General features: G+C 32.5%; 13 protein-coding genes. 4 read left to right on the top strand and 9 right to left on the bottom strand.

Annotated features, from left to right (window positions below; translation table 11 throughout):
* Nucleotides 1-75: 75 nt before the first annotated feature.
* Both cysS and ACO5J6_RS08475 read right to left on the bottom strand, forming a co-directional pair.
* Complete coding sequence (cysS, locus tag ACO5J6_RS08470) at nt 76-1611, bottom strand: cysteine--tRNA ligase (protein WP_485643396.1); 1536 nt, start codon at nt 1609-1611, stop codon at nt 76-78.
* 99 nt (nt 1612-1710) lie between these two features.
* Nucleotides 1711-4050 (bottom strand): endonuclease MutS2, encoded by a 2340-nt coding sequence (locus ACO5J6_RS08475; protein WP_485643398.1) that lies wholly within the window; start codon nt 4048-4050, stop codon nt 1711-1713.
* 151 nt (nt 4051-4201) lie between these two features.
* Here ACO5J6_RS08475 and ACO5J6_RS08480 point away from each other — a divergent pair, with 151 nt between their 5' ends.
* The 4 genes from ACO5J6_RS08480 to rpmB all read left to right on the top strand — a co-directional run bounded on the left by ACO5J6_RS08480 (nt 4202) and on the right by rpmB (nt 9021).
* Complete coding sequence (locus ACO5J6_RS08480; protein WP_485643400.1) at nt 4202-4912, top strand: ABC transporter ATP-binding protein; 711 nt, start codon at nt 4202-4204, stop codon at nt 4910-4912.
* Nucleotides 4909-5712, top strand: a complete 804-nt coding sequence (locus ACO5J6_RS08485; protein WP_485643402.1) for a hypothetical protein — start codon at nt 4909-4911, stop codon at nt 5710-5712. Before ACO5J6_RS08480 ends, ACO5J6_RS08485 begins: the two co-directional genes overlap by 4 nt.
* 141 nt (nt 5713-5853) lie before the next feature.
* On the top strand, nt 5854-8649 hold the full coding sequence (ppc, locus tag ACO5J6_RS08490; protein WP_485643404.1) for a phosphoenolpyruvate carboxylase: 2796 nt from the start codon (nt 5854-5856) through the stop codon (nt 8647-8649).
* A gap of 108 nt (nt 8650-8757) precedes the next feature.
* Complete coding sequence (gene rpmB, locus ACO5J6_RS08495) at nt 8758-9021, top strand: 50S ribosomal protein L28 (protein WP_485643406.1); 264 nt, start codon at nt 8758-8760, stop codon at nt 9019-9021.
* Nucleotides 9022-9275: 254 nt separating this feature from the next.
* On the opposite strand, the gene ACO5J6_RS08500 is transcribed toward rpmB, so the two are convergent.
* The 7 genes from ACO5J6_RS08500 to ACO5J6_RS08530 all read right to left on the bottom strand — a co-directional run bounded on the left by ACO5J6_RS08500 (nt 9276) and on the right by ACO5J6_RS08530 (nt 20104).
* Nucleotides 9276-10916: a D-alanyl-D-alanine carboxypeptidase family protein gene (locus ACO5J6_RS08500; protein ID WP_485643408.1), complete on the bottom strand. Its 1641-nt coding sequence runs from the start codon at nt 10914-10916 to the stop codon at nt 9276-9278.
* A gap of 18 nt (nt 10917-10934) precedes the next feature.
* Nucleotides 10935-11609: an endonuclease III gene (gene nth, locus ACO5J6_RS08505; protein WP_485643410.1), complete on the bottom strand. Its 675-nt coding sequence runs from the start codon at nt 11607-11609 to the stop codon at nt 10935-10937.
* A gap of 8 nt (nt 11610-11617) precedes the next feature.
* Entirely contained in the window at nt 11618-12265 is a 648-nt protein-coding gene (locus ACO5J6_RS08510) for a TraX family protein (RefSeq protein ID WP_485643411.1), read from the bottom strand.
* A gap of 37 nt (nt 12266-12302) precedes the next feature.
* The gene (locus ACO5J6_RS08515; protein WP_485643419.1) at nt 12303-12572 is read right to left on the bottom strand and encodes a GNAT family N-acetyltransferase; all 270 of its coding nucleotides are present in this window, start codon (nt 12570-12572) and stop codon (nt 12303-12305) included.
* 240 nt (nt 12573-12812) lie between these two features.
* Entirely contained in the window at nt 12813-19196 is a 6384-nt protein-coding gene (locus ACO5J6_RS08520) for an autotransporter-associated N-terminal domain-containing protein (RefSeq protein WP_485643413.1), read from the bottom strand.
* 165 nt (nt 19197-19361) lie between these two features.
* On the bottom strand, nt 19362-19886 hold the full coding sequence (locus ACO5J6_RS08525; RefSeq protein WP_485643415.1) for an OmpA family protein: 525 nt from the start codon (nt 19884-19886) through the stop codon (nt 19362-19364).
* Nucleotides 19859-20104, bottom strand: coding sequence for a hypothetical protein (locus ACO5J6_RS08530; RefSeq protein ID WP_485643417.1), 246 nt, complete (start codon nt 20102-20104; stop codon nt 19859-19861). The genes ACO5J6_RS08525 and ACO5J6_RS08530 overlap by 28 nt, the downstream gene beginning before the upstream one ends.
* Nucleotides 20105-20526: the final 422 nt, after the last annotated feature.

The following is a 20526-nucleotide window of genomic DNA, read 5'->3' on the forward strand; positions in this document are numbered from 1 at the left end:
TTTGTATCTTTAAATCATTAAATATCTTTTATAAATATCCTTCTCATTTCTATATTGTTTAATTATAAAAAACTGTTATAAAATTTCAAAAGTTGCTGTTCCGTCTTTATTATCCTTGATTTCCACTCCCATTTTTTTCAGTTCATCACGGATTTCATCAGATAATTTAAAGTTTTTTTCTTTTCTTGCTTCTGTCCTTATTTTCAGAAGAAACTCTATCAGATTTTTTGACAATCCCTCATTACTATTACTTTGTCCATCCACTAATAACACTCCTAAAACATCTTCTATCTTTGTCTTTAGATTTCTATGAGATAATTCCAACGCATTATATAGTAACTCGCTGTTATTTTTTCTTTCATCTTCCGACATTTTTTCAATAATATCGGAAAACCTGTTTGTTTCTCTTATCTGATCAAATATTGTGGCTAATGCCTGAGGAGTATTCATATCTTCGTCCATTGCCCCGATAAATTTTATATCAAAATCTTTTATTTTTTCTTTAAAAATTTTAATAATTTCATTTATTTCATTGGGAACTGTTTTATTATCTATATCATTATCAACATTTGAGCTGGCGGAAAAATCAGAAATAATTTTCTCTGCATTTCCATTACTTAAAATTTCTGTCATTTTTTCAAATCTTTTCATGGAAGAAGTTATATTCTGCAAGGTTTTCTTAGTAGTTTCGATTTCTTCAAAAGAAAAATTTACAGGCTTTCTGTAATGGGTACTCAATATAAATAATCTTATCACATTTCCCGAAAATTTCCCTAATATTTCCCTTAGTAAAAAGAAATTTCCCGTGGATTTTGACATTTTATCTCCATTTACTTGAATAAAACCGTTATGGAGCCAATATTTTGCAAAATGACCATGATAAGCACATTTACTCTGGGCGATTTCATTTTCATGATGAGGAAAAATCAAGTCCTGTCCGCCTCCGTGTATATCAAAAGAATTTCCCAGATATTTTTTTGACATGGCACTGCATTCTATATGCCAGCCCGGACGACCCTGTCCCCACGGAGAATCCCAGTAAGGTTCTCCGTCTTTTTTCTTTTTCCAGAGAGCAAAATCGAGGGGATCATTTTTTATTTCCATAACATCTACTCTTGCTCCTATTTCAAGTTCATCTATTTTCTGATTGGAAAGTTTTCCGTAATCTTCATATTTTTTGACATTAAAAAATACATTTCCGTCTATTTCATAGGCATATCCGTTTTTAATAAGTTCTTTTATAGTTTCTATAATTTCGTTCATATTTTCAGTAACTTTAGGTCTTTTTATATCTTCCAGTATATTCAAAGGTTCTGTATCTTCAAAAAATCCTTGGATATATTTTTCACTCACTTCTTGCGAGCTTATACCTTCTTCATTTGCTCTTTTTATTATTTTATCGTCCACATCGGTAAAATTCTGAACATAAGTAACATCATATCCCCTATACTTAAAATATCTTGCCAGTACATCAAAAACAACTATAGGTCTCGCATTTCCCAAATGTATGTAGTTGTAAACCGTAGGTCCGCATACATACATTTTTACTTTTCCTGCTTCTATAGGTTCAAATTCTTCTATTTTATTGGACATTGTGTTGTAAAGTTTCATTTTCTCTCCTTTCCCTTTAAATCCTTTTTTTGTAAAAAAACAAAACAAAAATATCTGTATTATCTATTTTTAACAATTTTATTATAATAGTGCCGAATATCATTTCAGCACTGCTACTGTACAGCCAATTCCTCCTTCATTTTGATTGGCGTCCTTAAATTCCGCTACATATTTTGAAGTTTTTAAAAATTCCTGTATTTTTTTTCTCAGTATCATTGTACCTTTCCCGTGTATAATATAAACCTCATGATATCCTGTAAGCATTGCTCTGTCCAGATATACTTCCAATTCAGCTATTGCCTCATCGGCATTTTTTCCTCGCAAATCTATCTCACCTCTTACCTGTGTCGATTTGAGAGAAGCAAAGCTCTTGAACCTGTTCGATTTCTTTTTCTGTATTTTCACAATATCATCAAAAGAAACTACCATTTTCAGTATTCCCGCCTGCACCTGCACACTGTCCGTTTCAGGGATTATTCTCAGTATTTTTCCATTCTGATTTAAAGTTTTTACTAAAACTTCTTCACCTTCCTGAATATCAATATTTTTAGCTACTATTTTTCTTTCTTTTACATTCTGTTTTTTATCCGCAATAAAAGACTCCCTCAACATATTCAGGCTTCTTTGGGCATTTTTTGCTTCCTCTTTCTTCACTTCGTCCTGACTGATCCTGTCTATCAGATTTTTAGCTTTAGACTGTACTTCTTTCAGATAACTGTCGGCTTCTTCATAAGCTCTTTTAATGACTTCATTTTTTTGATTTTCAACTTCGGTTATTTTCAGTTCATACGAATTTTTCTGTATTTCCAATTCTTTTTTTGTGTTTTCCAGCTCAAATTTTAATACTTCGAGTTCATCGTTCTTTTCTTTGATAGATTTAAGCATTTCTTCCACTTTCTGGTTATCCTCACTTATATACCCTCTCGCAGTATTTATTATTTCTTTACTTATGCCGTATTTTCCTGCGATTATAAGGGCATTACTTTCCCCTGGAATTCCTTCAAGCAATCTGTATGTAGGAGAAAGCGTTTCCACATCAAATTCCATTGAAGCACTTTTTATGCCCGTAGTGTTGAATGCATACGCTTTTACTTCGCTGTAATGGGTTGTAATTATTGATTTTATATTTTTTCCGTTCAGATAGTCTATTATCGCCATAGCAAACGCCGCTCCCTCCATAGGGTCGGTACCGCTCCCCAGCTCGTCCATAAGTACAAGGGATTTACTGTTTGCTTCTTCCATAATTTCTTTTATTTTTTTCACATGCCCTGAAAATGATGATAAATTCTGTTCTATACTTTGCTCGTCTCCGATATCCGCAAGGACACTGCCGAAATGACCTATTTCAGTTTTTTCGTCAGCAGGTACGGGAATTCCTGACAGTGCCATTAAAGTGAGCAGCCCCGCCACTTTCAATGTAACCGTCTTTCCTCCTGTATTCGGTCCTGTAATGAGCATTATATTTTCATTATTTCCCAATTCAAAGTTTATAGGAACAACAACATTTTCATCTATTAACGGATGCCTTGCTTCTATCAGTTTCAGATACTCCTTATTTATAATTTTAGGCACCGTACATTTTTTATTTATAGAGTATATCGTTTTGGCATTCAGATAATCTAATCTTTCAAGGATTTCCTTTATTTGTATTATTTCTTCCTTTTTAGTTCTTATTAATTCTGTCAGCCTCAACAGTATTTTCCTTATTTCTTCCCTTTCTCTCGCTTCGTATTCCCTAAGTTTGTTATTTAGCGATACCACATTTAAAGGCTCGATATATACAGTGCTACCTGTTGCTGACCTGTCATGCTCTATTCCTTTGACAAGTCCTTTAAAGTCTGTTTTTACAGCTATTACATATCTGTCATTTCTTTGAGTAATTATTCTTTCCTGAATAGCTTTCTGAGTTTCCTTATTGTTCATAAGGTCATCAAATTTTTCCTTTATATTGGCATTTATATTCTGTTTCTGTCTCCTTACATCTCTCAGTCCTATGGATGCGTCATCTTTCAAATTTCCGTCATCGTTTATGGCATCTCCGATAAACTGCTCTATATCCTTTACTTCTTCAATATCCGCAAACAATGCCCATATCGTCTTATATTTGTCCCTTGTGTTTTTTGCCCTGCTTTTGGAAATCCTGAAAATAGACAGATTTTTCTTTAAGTTAGCCAAATCTTCAGCATTCAGATAAGAGCCTATAAGCTCGATAGTATTCATATATCTTTGTATATCTGACAGCCCTGTAAGCTCAAATCCGTCATCGAACTTGTAAAAATCTATCAAATCAGTCATCAGCATAAGCTCCCTGTCGAGAGCCGATTTATCCTTTATTATGTCCGTATCTATAAATTTTTCCTTTGTTTTTTCAAGTTTTGATAAATTTATCAGTTCATTTATTATTTTATAAAATTCTAAAACATCGTATTTCTTTTCCATTTTTTCCCTCTTTTATATTTAATTTTAAGTTTTTCAATTTACTTTTACCTTTATTATATCAAAAAATCGAGAAAATATAAAATATATCTTTTTTCTGCAATATGTGATAAAATATTTTCAGTAAATTTTTATACATAAGGAGGCGTTATCATTGGAACAGCCAATATTAGAACCAATATTAGAATGTAAAAATCTGACCAAAAATTATAAATATGAGTCTGCCCTAAACAGTATCAATCTTTCTATAACGAGCGGAAAGATAGTAGGACTTTTGGGACCTAACGGAAGCGGAAAAACTACCCTCATAAAACTTGCAAATGACCTTTTGAAACCTACTTCAGGAGAAATCCTCATAAGAGGACTTAAACCGGGAATAGATACGAAGAAAATTATATCCTATCTTCCCGACAGAAACTATTTTAGTGATACACACACTGTAAATGAATTACTAAATCTCTTTTCAGGTTTTTATAGTGATTTCAATAAAGAAAAAGCTTTAAAAATGCTAAATGATTTAAAAATAGAACCGAAAAGAAAATTCAAAACTCTGTCCAAGGGAATGAAAGAAAAAGTTCAGCTTATCCTCGTTATGAGTCGTGAAGCTCTGCTATATCTCCTTGATGAACCGATAGCGGGAGTAGATCCTGTAGCAAGGGAATATATCCTCGACACTATCATTAAAAATTATAATAGGGAAGCGACTATTATCATTTCTACTCATCTCATTGCGGATGTGGAAAAAGTTCTTGATGAGGCTATATTTATCAATAACGGCAATATACTTTTACATGAAAGTACAGAAAAAATAAAAGCGGAACATAATAAAAGCATAGAAGAATATTTCAGGGAGGTTTTCAGATGATTGGAAAATTATTTAAATATGATTTCAGAATAACGGCAAAAATATTATTTCCTCTATATGCAGGAATATTAGGAATAGGAGTTTTAAGTCAGACTGTATCTTTCTTACTGGATTTAGCGGATAAAAATCTGAAAGCTAATCCTGATTCTGTTATTAATCCTTCTTTTTTGATTTTTTCTTTCAGGGCTTTTTCTTATATTACTGCTTTTTTTATTACAGCGGGTATCTATATATTGACTCATTTTATACTGATTAACAGATATGCCAAGTCCATGTACGGAAATGAAGGATATCTTACAAACACTCTACCCGTAAAGACTTATCAACTAATTTTGATAAAATTTCTGAATTTCTGGTTTTGGATATTTATCGGATTTGTAGTTATCGTTATTTCGGGCATATTACTTTTTTTTAACAGCTTTATGATGAATGACATTCTCCAAATTTTTATTGAGGCAATGTCTCATGAAAATTATGTATTCATCATTCTTAGTCAGATAATATCCGTGAGTAGTACAATAATGTTATTATTTTTATGTGTTGCTATCGCCAATATTTTTAAAAGCTATAAGTTAATCATAGGAATAATTTCCTATTTTATAATAAATAGTATTTTGGCCATATTAAACTATTTAATTATATTTATACCTTATATTTTCTTTTTAGGGAATGATTTTCTTGAAGGAAGTACTTCGATATATTCCATTTCCGTTATTTCGATATTCATCAATATAATTGAAATGATTATAATGTTTTTTACAATACTCTATATTCATAGAAATTATTTAAACTTGGAATAAATATTTATTTTATTAGAAATATAACAATAATTAGAAGTACAGCAACAATTCACAGAAAAATAGGATTTATCGAATTTATGAATTATTCAAAATTTATAATATAAAATATGAAATAAGCCGTAAAAAATAAAGGAGAGTATAATGAATTTGAAAAATTTACCACTAACACTTATTTTACCCGTAAAATCGGATAAACAGCAGGAAATACTCTTAGAACATAACAGACTGCTCGGTACCCTTTTAGGGGAAACTATTTTTACTTACGCAGATCTGCATATTTTTGAAATCACTGAAAAATTAAGAGAAGCCTCTATTTCCTATTATAAGACTAAAAGCTATGAAAGCAGGGAAAATTTATCAACTTTCTGTGCCGAATTGACTGATTTTGAAATTTTAAGAGTTATAAGAGGATTTACTTATTTTTCGGTATTGGCAAATATAGCCGAAGATGTATATCAAGTACGTCAACTGAGAAACTCAAAATTTTCAAACAAAATTGAGATAGGCTCACTGGAAAAATCATTGGAAAATCTTGAAAATAAAGGCATTAATAAAGAAAAAATATTAAAAGCAATGAAAAAGGTTTCAGTTGTTCCCGTGCTGACTGCACATCCTACCCAAGTCCAGCGAAAAAGCATACTGGATTTGATGAGAAAAATCTCGGACACTCTTTCTAAATATGAAAATGTGGAAATTCATCAGATAGATGAAAATGAATGGATAGACGAACTGAATTCCGAAATAAAAATTTTATGGCAAACATCAATGCTAAGAACATCACAGCTTAGAGTTACAGATGAAATAGACAATGCCCTTAGTTATTATAATATTACATTTTTCGATGAAATTCCGAAACTGACAAATAAATTCCAGAAGATTTCGGAAGAATTAGGAGAAAATAAGTCCAATTCCGAAAAACTGTTGCCTCTAACTATGGGAATGTGGATAGGCGGCGACCGCGACGGAAATCCTTATGTTACAGCCGATACTCTCGAAACATCTGCACAAACTCAGGCATTGAACCTGTTCCAGTATTATCTTGATAAAATCGAGCGTATATACCGTAATCTTTCATTATCAAATACAATGATAAAAGTAAGCAAAAATTTGGAAAATTTGTCCGAGAAGTCAGGCAAAGTGTCTCCTCATCGGGTAAATGAGCCTTATCGTCGGGCATTGACTGCCATTAATGACAGACTTCTTGCTACTGCTTATAATTTATGTGCCGATAAGGAAGTTTTACCGCCTAAAAGAAAGGAAGCCGAAGATAATCCTTATAATTCCTCGGAAGAATTTACGGCTGATTTGGAAATCATTGCAAATTCTTTAATTGAAAATGATAGCGAGGCTTTAGTAAGAGGTGAATTGGAAAATCTTATCACTGCGACAAAAATATTCGGATTTCATCTGGCAACTATAGATTTGCGTCAGGATTCCAGTATTCACGAAGTTTGTGTGGCAGAACTTCTGAAAAGTGCCAATATAATGGAAGATTATCTTAGTCTATCCGAAAATGCCCGTTGTGAAATACTTTTGAGAGAACTGGAATATGATCCCCGTATTTTAAGTGATTCCATAATTCCTCAAAGTGAGCTTTTAAAAGGAGAGCTTTCCATTTTTAGAAAAGTGAAATCATTAAGGGAACGTTTTGGAAAAAGAGTAATAGAAAAACACCTTATTTCCCACGCTACAAGTGTATCGGATATGCTTGAAATAGCTATTTTACTGAAAGAAGCCAATCTCGCAAAAGGAGATAAAGACCCTTTCTGTGATATACAGATTGTTCCATTATTTGAAACTGTGGAAGACTTGAAAGCCGCTTCGGAAATCCTTGAAAAATGGTTCTCTCTCCCTTTGGTACAAAAATGGATGGAAAAAAGCGGAAGAAAACAGGAAGTTATGCTCGGATATTCGGACAGTAATAAAGACGGAGGATATTTAAGTTCAAGCTGGTCATTATATAAGGCTCAAAAAGAACTGACCGCTTTGGGAAACCGTTTTAATGTTCAGATTTCATTTTTCCATGGCAGAGGCGGAACTGTCGGACGTGGAGGAGGTCCAAGCTATGAAGCTATCCTCGCACAGCCTGAAGGCAGTACGGACGGAACTATACGTCTCACTGAACAGGGAGAAGTAATCGGAGCAAAATACGGAAATCCCGATTTAGGATTTAAAAATCTTGAAGCCCTTATTTCCGCAGCCTTGGAGTCAGGAGCATTAACTGTAGAAGATGCTAAATGGGATAAATACGAGAAAATTATTAAGGAAATCTCGGAAGCAAGTTATGAAGTTTATCGTAAATTAGTATATGATACTGAAGGATTTACAGATTTTTTCTTTGAAGTTACTCCGATTAAGGCGATTGCGGGACTAAACATCGGTTCCAGACCTTCTTCCCGTAAGAAAAATCAGTCATTAGAGAGTTTACGGGCTATTCCTTGGGTATTTTCATGGTCGCAATCCCGTATAATGTTACCGGGCTGGTACGGTTTGGGAGCTTCATTTACTGAATGGATAAACAAAAATCCTGACAATCTTTCAATTTTACAAAAAATGTATGAAGAATGGCCATTTTTTAAATCGGTTATTTCCAATGCGGATATGGTACTTTCAAAATCTGATTTAAGAATTGCTTCTGAATATGTAAAACTGGCTCATAATCAGGAAACTGCCCAAAAAATATTTGCTGAAATTGTGAAAGAATGGGAGCTTACTCTTGATGTACTGAAAAAAATTACGGGAAATGATGTTTTACTTGCAGACAATCCTGAACTTGCAAGCAGTCTGAGAAACCGTCTTGCATATTTTGACTCGATGAACTATCTCCAAATAGAATTACTGAAAAGGTTGAGAGAAGGAAATACTTCAGAAGATTTGAAAAAAGCCGTTCATATATCGATAAACGGTCTGGCAACGGGATTACGTAACAGTGGATAATTAATAAATATGCTAAAAGAAAGTATTGACTGAAAAGCTAAAAAGACTTGTAATAATTCTCAGAATATGATAAAATAAACTCTGATATGTGTAAAGGAGGTAGAATTTATGCAAATATGTGAAGTTTTTGGAAAAAGAGTAGGACACGGAAACATGGTCAGCCACTCCCATAGAGCTACAAAAAGAATATGGAGACCTAATCTTCAAACAATGACATTAAATGTTGACGGTTCTGAAATAAAAGTGAGAGTTTGCACTAAAGCAATGAAAACATTAAAAGGTAAAAATGTTGATCAAGTAAAAAAAATATTATTGGAAAATAAAGACAATTTAAGCCCAAGAATTGCAAAAATATTATTTTCAGCTAAGTAAGTTTATGAGAAATAAACTTACTTTTTTTATTTATAAAGAAAATAGATTGATTTTTAAGAATTTTCAAAAGTGTAAACTGATTAAATATAAATATATCGGATAAATTTTAAAAGAGGCGTCAGCCTCTTTTGTTTCTAATTATTCAAAAAAATATATATAAAAAAGAGTTATTTTAAAAGAAAATCCAATAAATAAAAATAATATTTATGGTTTTTTCAAAATTTTATAATTTAAAATAACTCTTTTTATTTAACTTATAGCAATCCAAAACTTATAAATCTTAAAAATTTACCAAACCATGAAAGTTCCTGTGCCTCTTCCACTGCTATAATATTCACAAAAGAAACCGTGTTTCCTTCTGAAATCACTTCCAGTTTGCCGATCACATCACCTTTTTCGATTTTTGCCTTTGTATTTAAATCTGTAACTTTAAATTCATAACCGCTGTCCCCTATCTGGTAGACATTTTCAGCAAGAACTCCCTTTATTTTTCTCTTTGGAGAATCTTTTATTTTAAATTCTCCCATATCCTGTCCCATAGTATATACTGTCTTAAGTTCTTTCTTTATTTCCGAAAATTCTCCCAACTGGTCTCTTGTTCTCTGATTATGAGTTTTATGTCCCAAAACTACTGATATTATTTCAACATTGCCCATTTTACTTGCAACTATTATATTGTATCCCGCCTGAACGTGAAATCCTGTTTTCAAACCAAAAATTCCATATTTACCTAAAAGGTCATTTCGGCTTCTGTAAACAACCTGCTCTCCCGAAGAATTTATAAGAACAAGTTCAGGTTCACTTGCCCATTCTCTTATTCTTTTATCTTCTATGGCTTTTTTACCCATAAGGTACATATCATAGGCAGTGGAAACGTCCATTCCTTTTCCTGTCATTGATGTTGGAAGCCCTGCCGGTGTATGAAATTCAGTATCATTCATTCCTAACTCTTTTGCTTTTTGGTTCATCAGTTTTACAAAATAGTCTATATCTCCCTTTCCTACATGATAAGCCACTAAATATGCGGAATTATTGGCAGAATATATTATTTCGGATCTCAACAAATCTCTTAGCAGATAACATTCCCCTATCTTGACATTTAACCAGCTTCCTCCTACATTTGCAGTATGAGGAGTAAAACATACTTTATCATCAAGACTTACATTTCCTTTGTCCACTTCATTAAGTGCCACCAGAATATTCATAACCTTTGTCAATGAAGCGATAGGATGTCTTTGTGTTTCAAACTCCTTTTTCAGAACCTTTCCGTCTTTCAGGGCTATATATTTCAAAAGCTTGTCTTTATAATCCGTAGCTCCCTCTTTTTCCCTGTCAATAGCCTGAACGACGGGTTTTCTTTTGTCTATTTTAGGTGTCTGCTGTTCTTCTTTTTTTCTATTTTCTTCCAGTATTTTTGAAATATCTTCGTTTATATTTTCAGGTATATCATTATTTACATTGCTATCTGTATTCTGATTATTTTTTATTCCTGTTCCGTTTAAATTCTGTTTTTGATTATTATTGATATTATTCTGATTATTTGTATTATTTGTTTTTGACTTTATATCGTTATCTTTTACAATGTTATTCTTTTCGTTATCTGTATTATTTATCTGTTCTTCACCATGATCATCAGGCAGATATATCCCTAGTTTTTCTCTTTTTTTTCTTTCCCTTTCTTCTTTTTTCAATCTTTTCTTTTCTTCTCTTTCCTGTTTCTTTCTTTCCTTTTCCTGTCTTTTTCTTTCTTTTTCCGATTGAAAATTCTCCTGATTACTGCTTTTTATTATGTTACCTATATCGTCGTTGTTACTGCCTCCATTATTTCCTTCTCCATATACCAATAGAGCAAACAAACTTAACAATAATAATATTTTTAAAGTTTTTTTCAACATTTTTCTGCCTTTCCGATTTTATTTCTTTTTAGCTGCCTTTTTTCTTTCTTTTTCAGCTTTCTCTTTTTCACAGTAGTTAAAATATTTATTTATTACACAAATATCACATTTGGGATTTATAGCCGTAGAAACTTCTCTTCCATATAAGATAAGATAATGAGAAAATTCATACCAGTATTTTTTAGGAACTATTTTCATCAGCTCTCTCTCAATTATTTCAGGATTGTCGCTTTTTGTAAGTCCCATTCTCTTGGAAAGTCTTTTCACATGGGTATCTACTACAATTCCCTCTCTTATTCCCCAAATTTCTCCAAGAATAACATTTGCAGTCTTTCTTCCAACTCCTGCCAATTTTATCAACTCTTCCATTGTTTTCGGTATTTCTCCGTTATATTCATTTAAAAGCTGCTCGGCATTGAGTTTTATATTTTTAGCCTTATTTCTGAAAAATCCTGTAGATTTTATATAATTTTCAAGTGTTTTCAGACTCATATTATGAATGTCTTCAGGAGTCTTGACTTTTTTAAACAATTCTTTGCTTACTATATTTACTCTTGCATCGGTACACTGGGCAGATAATATGACCGCTATCATAAGTTGATAGGGAGTTTCATAATCCAATGCACACTTTGGTTTCCCGTATTTTTTCTGCAATATGGGAAATATTAGATTAAATCTTTCTTTTTTTGTCATATTTTCTCCTAAAAATATCGTTCGATAGTATATTTTATCATTTCAAGTATTATAAAATGCAACGGATAGAAAAGATAAAATAAATATTTCATATTTCTCCCTTTCCGTCCATTATACAGGAATATTGGAATTAATGCAAAAACGGAATAAATCTGGTTATGTGCCATATTAAATATATCCGTGTAATTTATCAAATTTAAAAGCAGGAAGCTCATAGCTATTTTAATTTTGTCATTCCTAAAAAAATGGAATATCATTATTGTCAAAATGCCGTAAATTCCGTAGTCAAATTCCAGTCTGTGAGCAATATAGCATAAAACTGTAATAAATACCGTTTTTATAAAAATATTTATCTTGTCCGAATGATATATGGATATAATTAGAAGTCCTGTAAATAAAGTAAAAAATATATTCATAGGATAATTCAGATTAAAAATCATTTCAGGAATTTGCATCACTATTGCAAATAGGAACAGTCTTATCAAATATTTTTTTAAATTTCGGGTATGGGCATATCCCTCACTTAATGAAAATGCAAATATGGGAAAAGCCGTTCTTCCTATGATATTCAATATTTCAGGACCTCCTACGATGTGATAACAATGGTCTGTGAACATCGTCATTATTCCTATTATTTTTAATATAAATAAGCTCATTTCAGCCTTTCTTTTCCGTGTCTTTTCATTAAATCCATTATCCTTTTATATAATCGTATTTCCCGCTTTCAAATTTTTTAACAATATAACTGCATACGGGGATTATTTTATAATTATTGTTTTCAGCAAACTCTATTCCGGCCTGAAACAGTTTATCTGCAATTCCCTGTCCTCTAAGCAGAGGAGATACATAAGTGTGATTGAAAATTAAGTTAGTCCCGTCTTTTCTGTATGTCATTTCAGCTATCATTTCCCCTTTTTCGTCGTATATAAAAAATCCTTCATTTTCTATATGTTTTATCTTCATCATCAAACACCTCTTTTTTTATTTTCATCTTAGATTATAGCATAAAAACAAAAATGAAAAAAGCCAACAGAATAATTTTTTTATCTGTTGACTTTTTATTTTTATTTTCAAGTCATACTTTAAAATATATACAACGTTGAAAATTTATTTTTTACCTTTTGGATTTTACATATGGTTAAATTTCAGATTAGAGTTAGTAATTTTGTAAATGTTTCTCTTTCCTAACATCGACTATTTAGATTAGTATATAAGTCTAAATCCTAATCCTCCTCTTACATTTTTACCTTTTGTATCATATCCTCCGTTTAATGTTACTCCAAATCTCTTGTTTTCTATTCCGATATTCAAGTCTGCTTTAAAGTTTCCTTTTCTATCGTCTTTTTCTCCTCTTATGTTATACCAGTCTGCTTCAGTATAGCCCACTCTTACTTTATTTTTAGCATTTGCTACTCTTCCTAATTCGTTATCATAGCTTAAACCAAGGGAAGTAGTAAATGTTGCTTTTTTAGCAAATGGTTGTTTATACTTGAATTCTACTCCTACTTCAGGTTTGATTGAGTAATAATCATTTCCTTTTACTTCCAATCTCATTTCTCCTGTTTTTTCTTTTATTTTGTTAAATCTTCCGTATTCAAGTTTTAAACTTCCGTATGGTCTTATACTGAATTTTTCACCTGTTCTAAATTCTTTTCCAAGTTCATTTTTAACAGCTACACCATAAGAATTATAATTTGACTCTGCTTTAAACAAGTCTTCTGCAACCCAGAACTTTCTCTTCATTTCACTTCTGGCAACATATCCTTCTCCTGATATTGTCCAAGTAAGACTTCCATTATTATCAAAGGCTGTTGATTTAAATAAACCTGCTTTAAACATTAAAGTTTTCTCTTCAGATTTTCCTATATCTTTAAGTTTAAATGTGTTATGTACTGCTCCTGCGTACCAACCTGAAGTATTTCCAAGTTTCAATGTTTCATCTTCATGAACATATGCTACTCCGTAAGCATTGTTTTTGTAGTCTTTAATTCCTGCTGTATCTGTTTTATATTCTCCTCTTGTTCCAAAAGAAGTTATTTTATTTGACTGTTTGGAAGGTGTTCTCCACTCTTTCTGAAGATTGTTAAACTGTCTGTCCAATTCAGCTCCTGTTGAATACAATCTTTGCTGTACATTCGCATATTGTCTTCCCATCATTTCATCTACAGCTTGAGCCCATACGATATTTTCATTATCTCCTATACCGTTTAAAGCATTAAACAATGATTTTTCTCTTGTTCCGATAGCTTCAACACCGTATCTTTGTTCCAATCCGTCAAGGAAGTTATAGAAATCTTTATCTTTAGCATATTTTCTATAATCTATTTTTCTCATCAGTACATATCTTTCCCCTGTTGGAGATGCAGAACCGTCTTCATATGAAGCTAACCAGTGAAGTCCTGCTGAATATATATTTACTTTTGTTCCTACTGTCTGTGTTCCTAAATAAGGTGCCACTGTTTCCCATGGTACTTTTATTGTTTTTGCGTTTGTTTTTTCTGCTGCTTCAGTACCGATTATCAAATCTATCTTTCCTGTAGGTCTGTATCCTGTACCTCCGATTGCTCTTGTTCTTCCTAAAGTATCTATATATACTCCCACATTAGAGAACATATAGTTATTAGTAGGTGTTTGTTCAGGATTTACAGTTTCAGCTACTTGAGGCAATCCGTCTACATAAGCTCTCAAGTCTCCGTTCGCATCTCTTTTTAACTGTACTCCTCCTACAGGACGTTTTTGAGGGTCATATTTTATTACTGCTGTTTTTGTGGAATCTTCACCAGTAACATTTAATGTTCCTATTCCTCCTGCTGAAGGATTTGTATTATTGAACTCTCCGTCAAGATTCGATTCAGTTATGGCGTTTCCGTTTATACCTTCCGCATTTTTATAATATATTCCTGTAGAACCTTTTCCGTTTACATTTATTGTTCCATAGTTTCTAATTATAGCGTTTTGAATAAACATTCCATATCCGTAATCAGAATTCAAATCAATGTTACCGTAGTTTGTAAATTCAGCTTTATTTGTTTCACTACCGAAAGCAGCTACTCCTACTATTCCACCTACAGAAGCATTATTTCTATAATCTCCTGCTGTTCTTATATTTCCTCTGTTAATTCCTTTTGCTCCATTATCAAGATACATTCCTATCATCTGTTTAACAGGACTTGTACTTGAAGCATTATCAGCATTCAATATTATATCTCCATTATTTTCTACCAATGCTCCTGTACCTTTTCCGTACATTCCTATACCGCTATCTCCTGTTACTACTATTCTTCCGTTATTTTCTACTTTTGTTATAGCTCCATTTGAACCGTCAGCTGCCATTCCTATTGAATACCAGTTTCTATTTACTTCCGATGCTCCTACTTTTATTTCAACACCTGGATTATTTATAGCTGTACCACCTTTTAAGACAAGCATTCCAACGTTTCCTTTTCCACCGGACATATCAAGATTTACATTGTTGTTAATTGTACTGTTATTTTCAGCATATAATGCAGTACTTGCTGATCCTGAAGATGTTACTGAAGTATAGTTGTTTAATGTAGAGTTATCTCTTACATAAGCGTATATTACGTCGTCTCCTAATGTCTGACTTCCAGGCTGTGCTGCTGAATGTGCATTAAGAGTTCCATTTATTGCAGCTAATGCTATTCCTCCACTACCTATGGATAAATTAGTAGTTCTGTTATTATTAAGAACTCCATTTGCAGAGAATACACCTATCGCATTTTTACCTGTAATATTCAACGCTGCTCCATCACCTACGTTAATTGTTCCTCCATTTTTATATACTCCTGTACTGTCTTCTCCTGAAACATTTATTCCTCCACCCGATAAGTTAAATGTTGCAGCACTTGAGTATAGACCTATCGATCTTGCTCCTATATTGATAGTACCTGTATTGTTAATCACATCAGAGTATACACCTATGTTAGGTTTAGAGACATTTGCAGAATCTCCTACGGTAATTGTACCGTTATTATCTACAGATGTAGTTGAGAATAATCCTACTGAATTTTCTCCATTTACATTTATTGTAGTACCTGTATTTGTCAATGCGTTATTTGCATAGACACCTTTTGCTTCGGAACCTTGAGTATTTATTGTACCTCCTGTAAGATTTAATGCAGAGTTATCTCCTTGTATTCCTACTCCTTTATTCCCTACAGTGATTGTTCCTCCATTATTGTTTAATATTGAATTTTTAGCATAAACTCCTACTCCTTCATTTCCTTGAGCAGTTGTTATATTTGAATTTCCACCTAATGTTATTGTTGAAGTTTTTCCGGCAACAGTATTATCAGCAACTATTCCATAAGATTTTGTTCCTGTTACATTTATTGTACCATTATTTGTCAAATCAATATTTCCTTGAGTTCCTGTACCTAATGCATTTCTACCAAATATAGCAGCTCCTTCATCTCCAATTGTAATTGTTCCTTCATTTATTACTTGAGATGAATTTCCTCCAAATAATCCTATTCCTTTATTTCCTGTATTTGTTATAGTTCCTTTATTTTCTATTACTGAAAAATCAGTAGCTATAGCTGTCAGATTAGGAGTATTTGTCAATTCTATTGTAGAATTATTTGTTACTTTTACATCTGATACGTTTGTTCCCGAATTTCCTTGTCCAATTACGTAATTGTCTCCATTACTTAAAGCATTACCATTATTTGTCATTTTATTGTTTACAATCACATTGGAAGATATAAAGTCTACACTGTGATATTTATTATTTGCTTCATTTAAATTCACTACTTCATCTATTTCAAGAGTAGCTCTATTTGAAGTATAATATTTATATCCTGAACCTGTTATATTTATGTTTCCTAAGGATAATGTACCGCTCGCAGGTCGAACTTCCGATATTTTTGTTGTAACACCTGAACCGTCAAATACAAATAATCTTGATCCCGGTTGCATATTCAGATTTAAAGGAGTACCTCCTCCTATAGTATTTGTTACTGAATCTTGTGAACCTAATGCTCCTTTAATATAGAAAGCATTACCTCCATTTTTTATTGTTACAGTATGAGGACCTGTTACATTCAAACGTCCTTCGGGATTAGTTGTGCCGTTTGTATAGTTATAGTAGAACAACCCTCCATTATCTACTGTAATATTTGCTCCATTGGCTACTTCCATAGTTGATTTTTCAGGGAATAATGCTACTGCACCGTTAGATACAGTTATATTTCCATTTATTTTAGTAGTTGGAGCAGGGTCAGTAGCAGCTTTTTTACCTGAATATATTGCTATACCACTTGCACCTTTAGCATTTATAGTACTTCCTGCTTGGTCATATGTTCCATAGTTAGCTATACCTGCGTTTTGATTACCACCTGTTACTTCTATTGTGGAACTTGCACCTGAAAGTCCTTGGTGTCCTTTAGATATAAGCATTCCTACGTTTTTAGTTCCGCCTGAAACTGTTATTTTACTTGAGTTTTTAAACTTACCGTCGGCACCACCCATTATTCCAGCATTAGATTCTCCACCGGAAATAGTAATCTGATTTTGGTTTTCAACAGATGCTGTCGAGCCGTTTGCAAACATTCCTATATTACTTTTTCCACCTTTAAGTTCAATATTTCCAAGATTTATTCCACTTTGTATATTTGATGTCGCATTTTGACCTTTGTCTATTCTTATACCTATATTTCCTTCAGAAGTAGTATCACTAGCACCGCTTCCTAAATTTATTTTACCTGTAGCTGTGTTTGTAACAGTGTTATTATATTCAGTTTTAAGGAACATTCCGCTGTTATTTTTACCTGTAACATTTATTGTTCCATTATTCTGCATTATATTTCCAGGATTTATATTTGCACCTGTTTCTTCTAATACTGCCATACCTGCGGACTGTCCGCCACCACCGACATTAATTACACCACCGGATAAATTTTTAAATGAAGATCTGCTTGCATCTATTTGGGACGATATCTTCATTCCATAGCTTTCTGCACCATTTACTGTGATAGTTCCCGCATTTTCAGCTGATATAACTGTACTTGGTGAACCCGGTGCATATATCTGTATCCCTATAGATTTTTCTCCTGAGAACTTGATCGTTCCTCCTGAACCATTTATCAGTCTATAATTTTGACTCGAAGTATTATCATTATTTTCATAAGTTAATATCAATCCAACTTTATAACCTGTATATCCTTCAGCAGTTCTTTTAATATCTATAGTTCCACCACCAAGTAAAGGAGCCAAATTCAGAGTTGTATTTGCTCCTTTAGCTAGAGCTCCATTTAAATCAGCATTCGTAGTTTCGGCTTCATCTGTTATTGTTCCTAAGTTTTCGACTTCTCTTATACCTTGATTTCCACCTAAGTTCGTATCAGTTTGAACTTCATAACCGATAGTTAAAGGTCCTACTAAATTTATTTTCCCATTATTTACTAATTTACCATTCGATATGTTATCAACAGTTGCAATTCTTGAACCGCCAACAAAGAACTTTTGGTTGTTATAAGTTCTTCCTGCTGCTGTTTCAGCATCTTTCTGAGTTTGTGAAAGATTGCTTATTGATGTTACTGTTAAATCTTGATTTATTGTACTTGTACCTGTTCCTCCTGTATAATCAAAAAATGATTTTAACAATACACTTCCTGTCGTAGCCCAACTATGTCTTACTGATGGATTTGATGTATCTGCTACACTTATAGCTCCACCACCACTAAATGAATTTGGAACACCTATATTAGGAGTATAAGCTCCTCCATCTACACCACTACCACAACCTACCATACTATTACAGTATGAACCTAATTTCATGTTAAACACAGGTGCTACTCCTGGTGTAGGAACTTCTATATCAGGTGATACAGGACTGAATGCAGGTATATTTATATTTGCAGGAGCCAGTCCCAGTGCTGCAGGTGTTGCAGGTGCTTCAACTGCCACAGGAACTCTATTTATTGCTTTTGGTCTAATACTTGCATTTAACACCAATTCTACTACCGGTTCTGTCAGTTCATTTAAATCTGCAAAACCATAATTATTTAATGCCAATCCGTTTCTGTCGGTTGATGCTCCTAAATAAGGATTTGCAGAACCTCTGTTTATTTTTTCATATCCAGGACCTGTGGGATTTACATATCTTTGTTCCCAACCACCTGCTGCATTGATGTCTCCTCTGACAAATGGAGTTTCAAAAGGATATTTCTCTTTCTTATCTCCTTTACCTTTGTATACTCCTCTCCAGTTACTGTAAAAATAGTTCATTCCATATTGCCATGAACTCCAAGGAGATTTTACTACATGATCTCCCTGCTCCATTAATTGTATTAATTCCAAATTTGCTTTTTTTAATAATTTGTTATTTTCTCTTTTTGCCTGTTTAAATCCTGCATGCAAATCATTTATTGATGTATTCAGCTCTTTTCTTGTTTGATTTATTGCATTTTCTGTACTTTTCACTTGTGGTGATGTCAACGTATCCGCAAATGACAACATTCCCATTAGCAGAAAAGTCAACAATAGACCTTTTGTATACTTGACGTCTTTACATCTCTTTGCCAAAGCTCTTAACTCTTTTTCCATTTTCTTCAAGTTATTACTCATCGTCTTTGTCCTTTCTTTTTTCTCTAATTTTTTCTGACCACTTCTTTCAAAATTTATTCTTTTCAACTTCTAAATATACAAAATATTTTTCTCAGCTCATATTCAGTTTTCAAATAAATTTCCTATCCTTTTTTCAGTTTTCTTGTTTTTTAATTAACTTCTTTATTAATTTCTTCTAACAAGCTTAAATTCTATTCTTCTGTTTTGTGCTCTTCCTTCTGCTGTATCGTTTGTTGCTACAGGTTCTTCTTCTCCTCTTGATTCTACTCCTACTATTCTGTCAGCAGGTACTCCAAATTCCAATAATTTTGCTTTTACGCTTTCTGCCCTTCTCATTCCGAGTTTCATATTATATTCATTCGTTCCTTTTGCATCTGTATGTCCTACTATTGTTACTTCATAGTCGTTTGCTTCTATATATTCTTTCAGATTTTGAAGTATACCGTAATATTGAGGTTTTACATTTGACTTGTCAAAGTCAAATAACAATGCTCTCTCGTCCAATACAACTGTTACTTCTTTTGGTCCTTTTACTTTTGTTATATCAATTTCATTAAGCTCCAATGCGTTTATTCTTATTGTATTTTCTCTTATCTGTGTTGTTGTCAACTTTCTGAAAGCCAAATTCGGTACACTTACTAACAACAACATTATTCCTAATATTATTGCTGTTCTTGATTTTCTTTCCATGCGTCCGCCTCTCTTTCAAGTGATTTGTATTGTGTTGTAAATTCTATCTGTCCTTCATCTCTTAATTTATCCAAGTTATCAGACGGTCTTACAAATTTGTTCTCTTTTAAATATGCTTCTATATTGTCCAGTCTGTCTGTGTTGTAGTTTACCAGCTTTGCATTTGTACATGATACCATCAATGCTCCTAATCCTAATGTTATTGCTATCTTTTTCATATTCTTTTCACTTAAATATAGTTTTCATTTTTATAATATTAACTGATAAAAACTATATTCTCCTTTCTCTATTTTAATTTATATATATTTTGCTCCAAAAGCTCCTTATTTTATTCCTTATATTAGTTACAATAATTACTTAGATTTACTTTTACTTGTATTATATTAACTTTATACATACTTTTGTATTTTTTATTAGTTCAATCTAATTTTCTTTAAATTAACTCTTTTTAAAATTGATACCTTTTAAATTAGTAATCTTAAAAGTTCATCTTTATTTTTTCTTTATATTTTAACTTATTTTGTTTTGCTCTGCTTTTTATTCTATTTCAGTTCATTTTGCTTTAACTTACTCTATTTCGATTACTTCATTTTACTTTGTATTCCTTCAAGTCTTTCTTCCATTTTTTCCAATGCTTCAT

It is taken from the genome of Pseudoleptotrichia sp., from assembly GCF_057270515.1.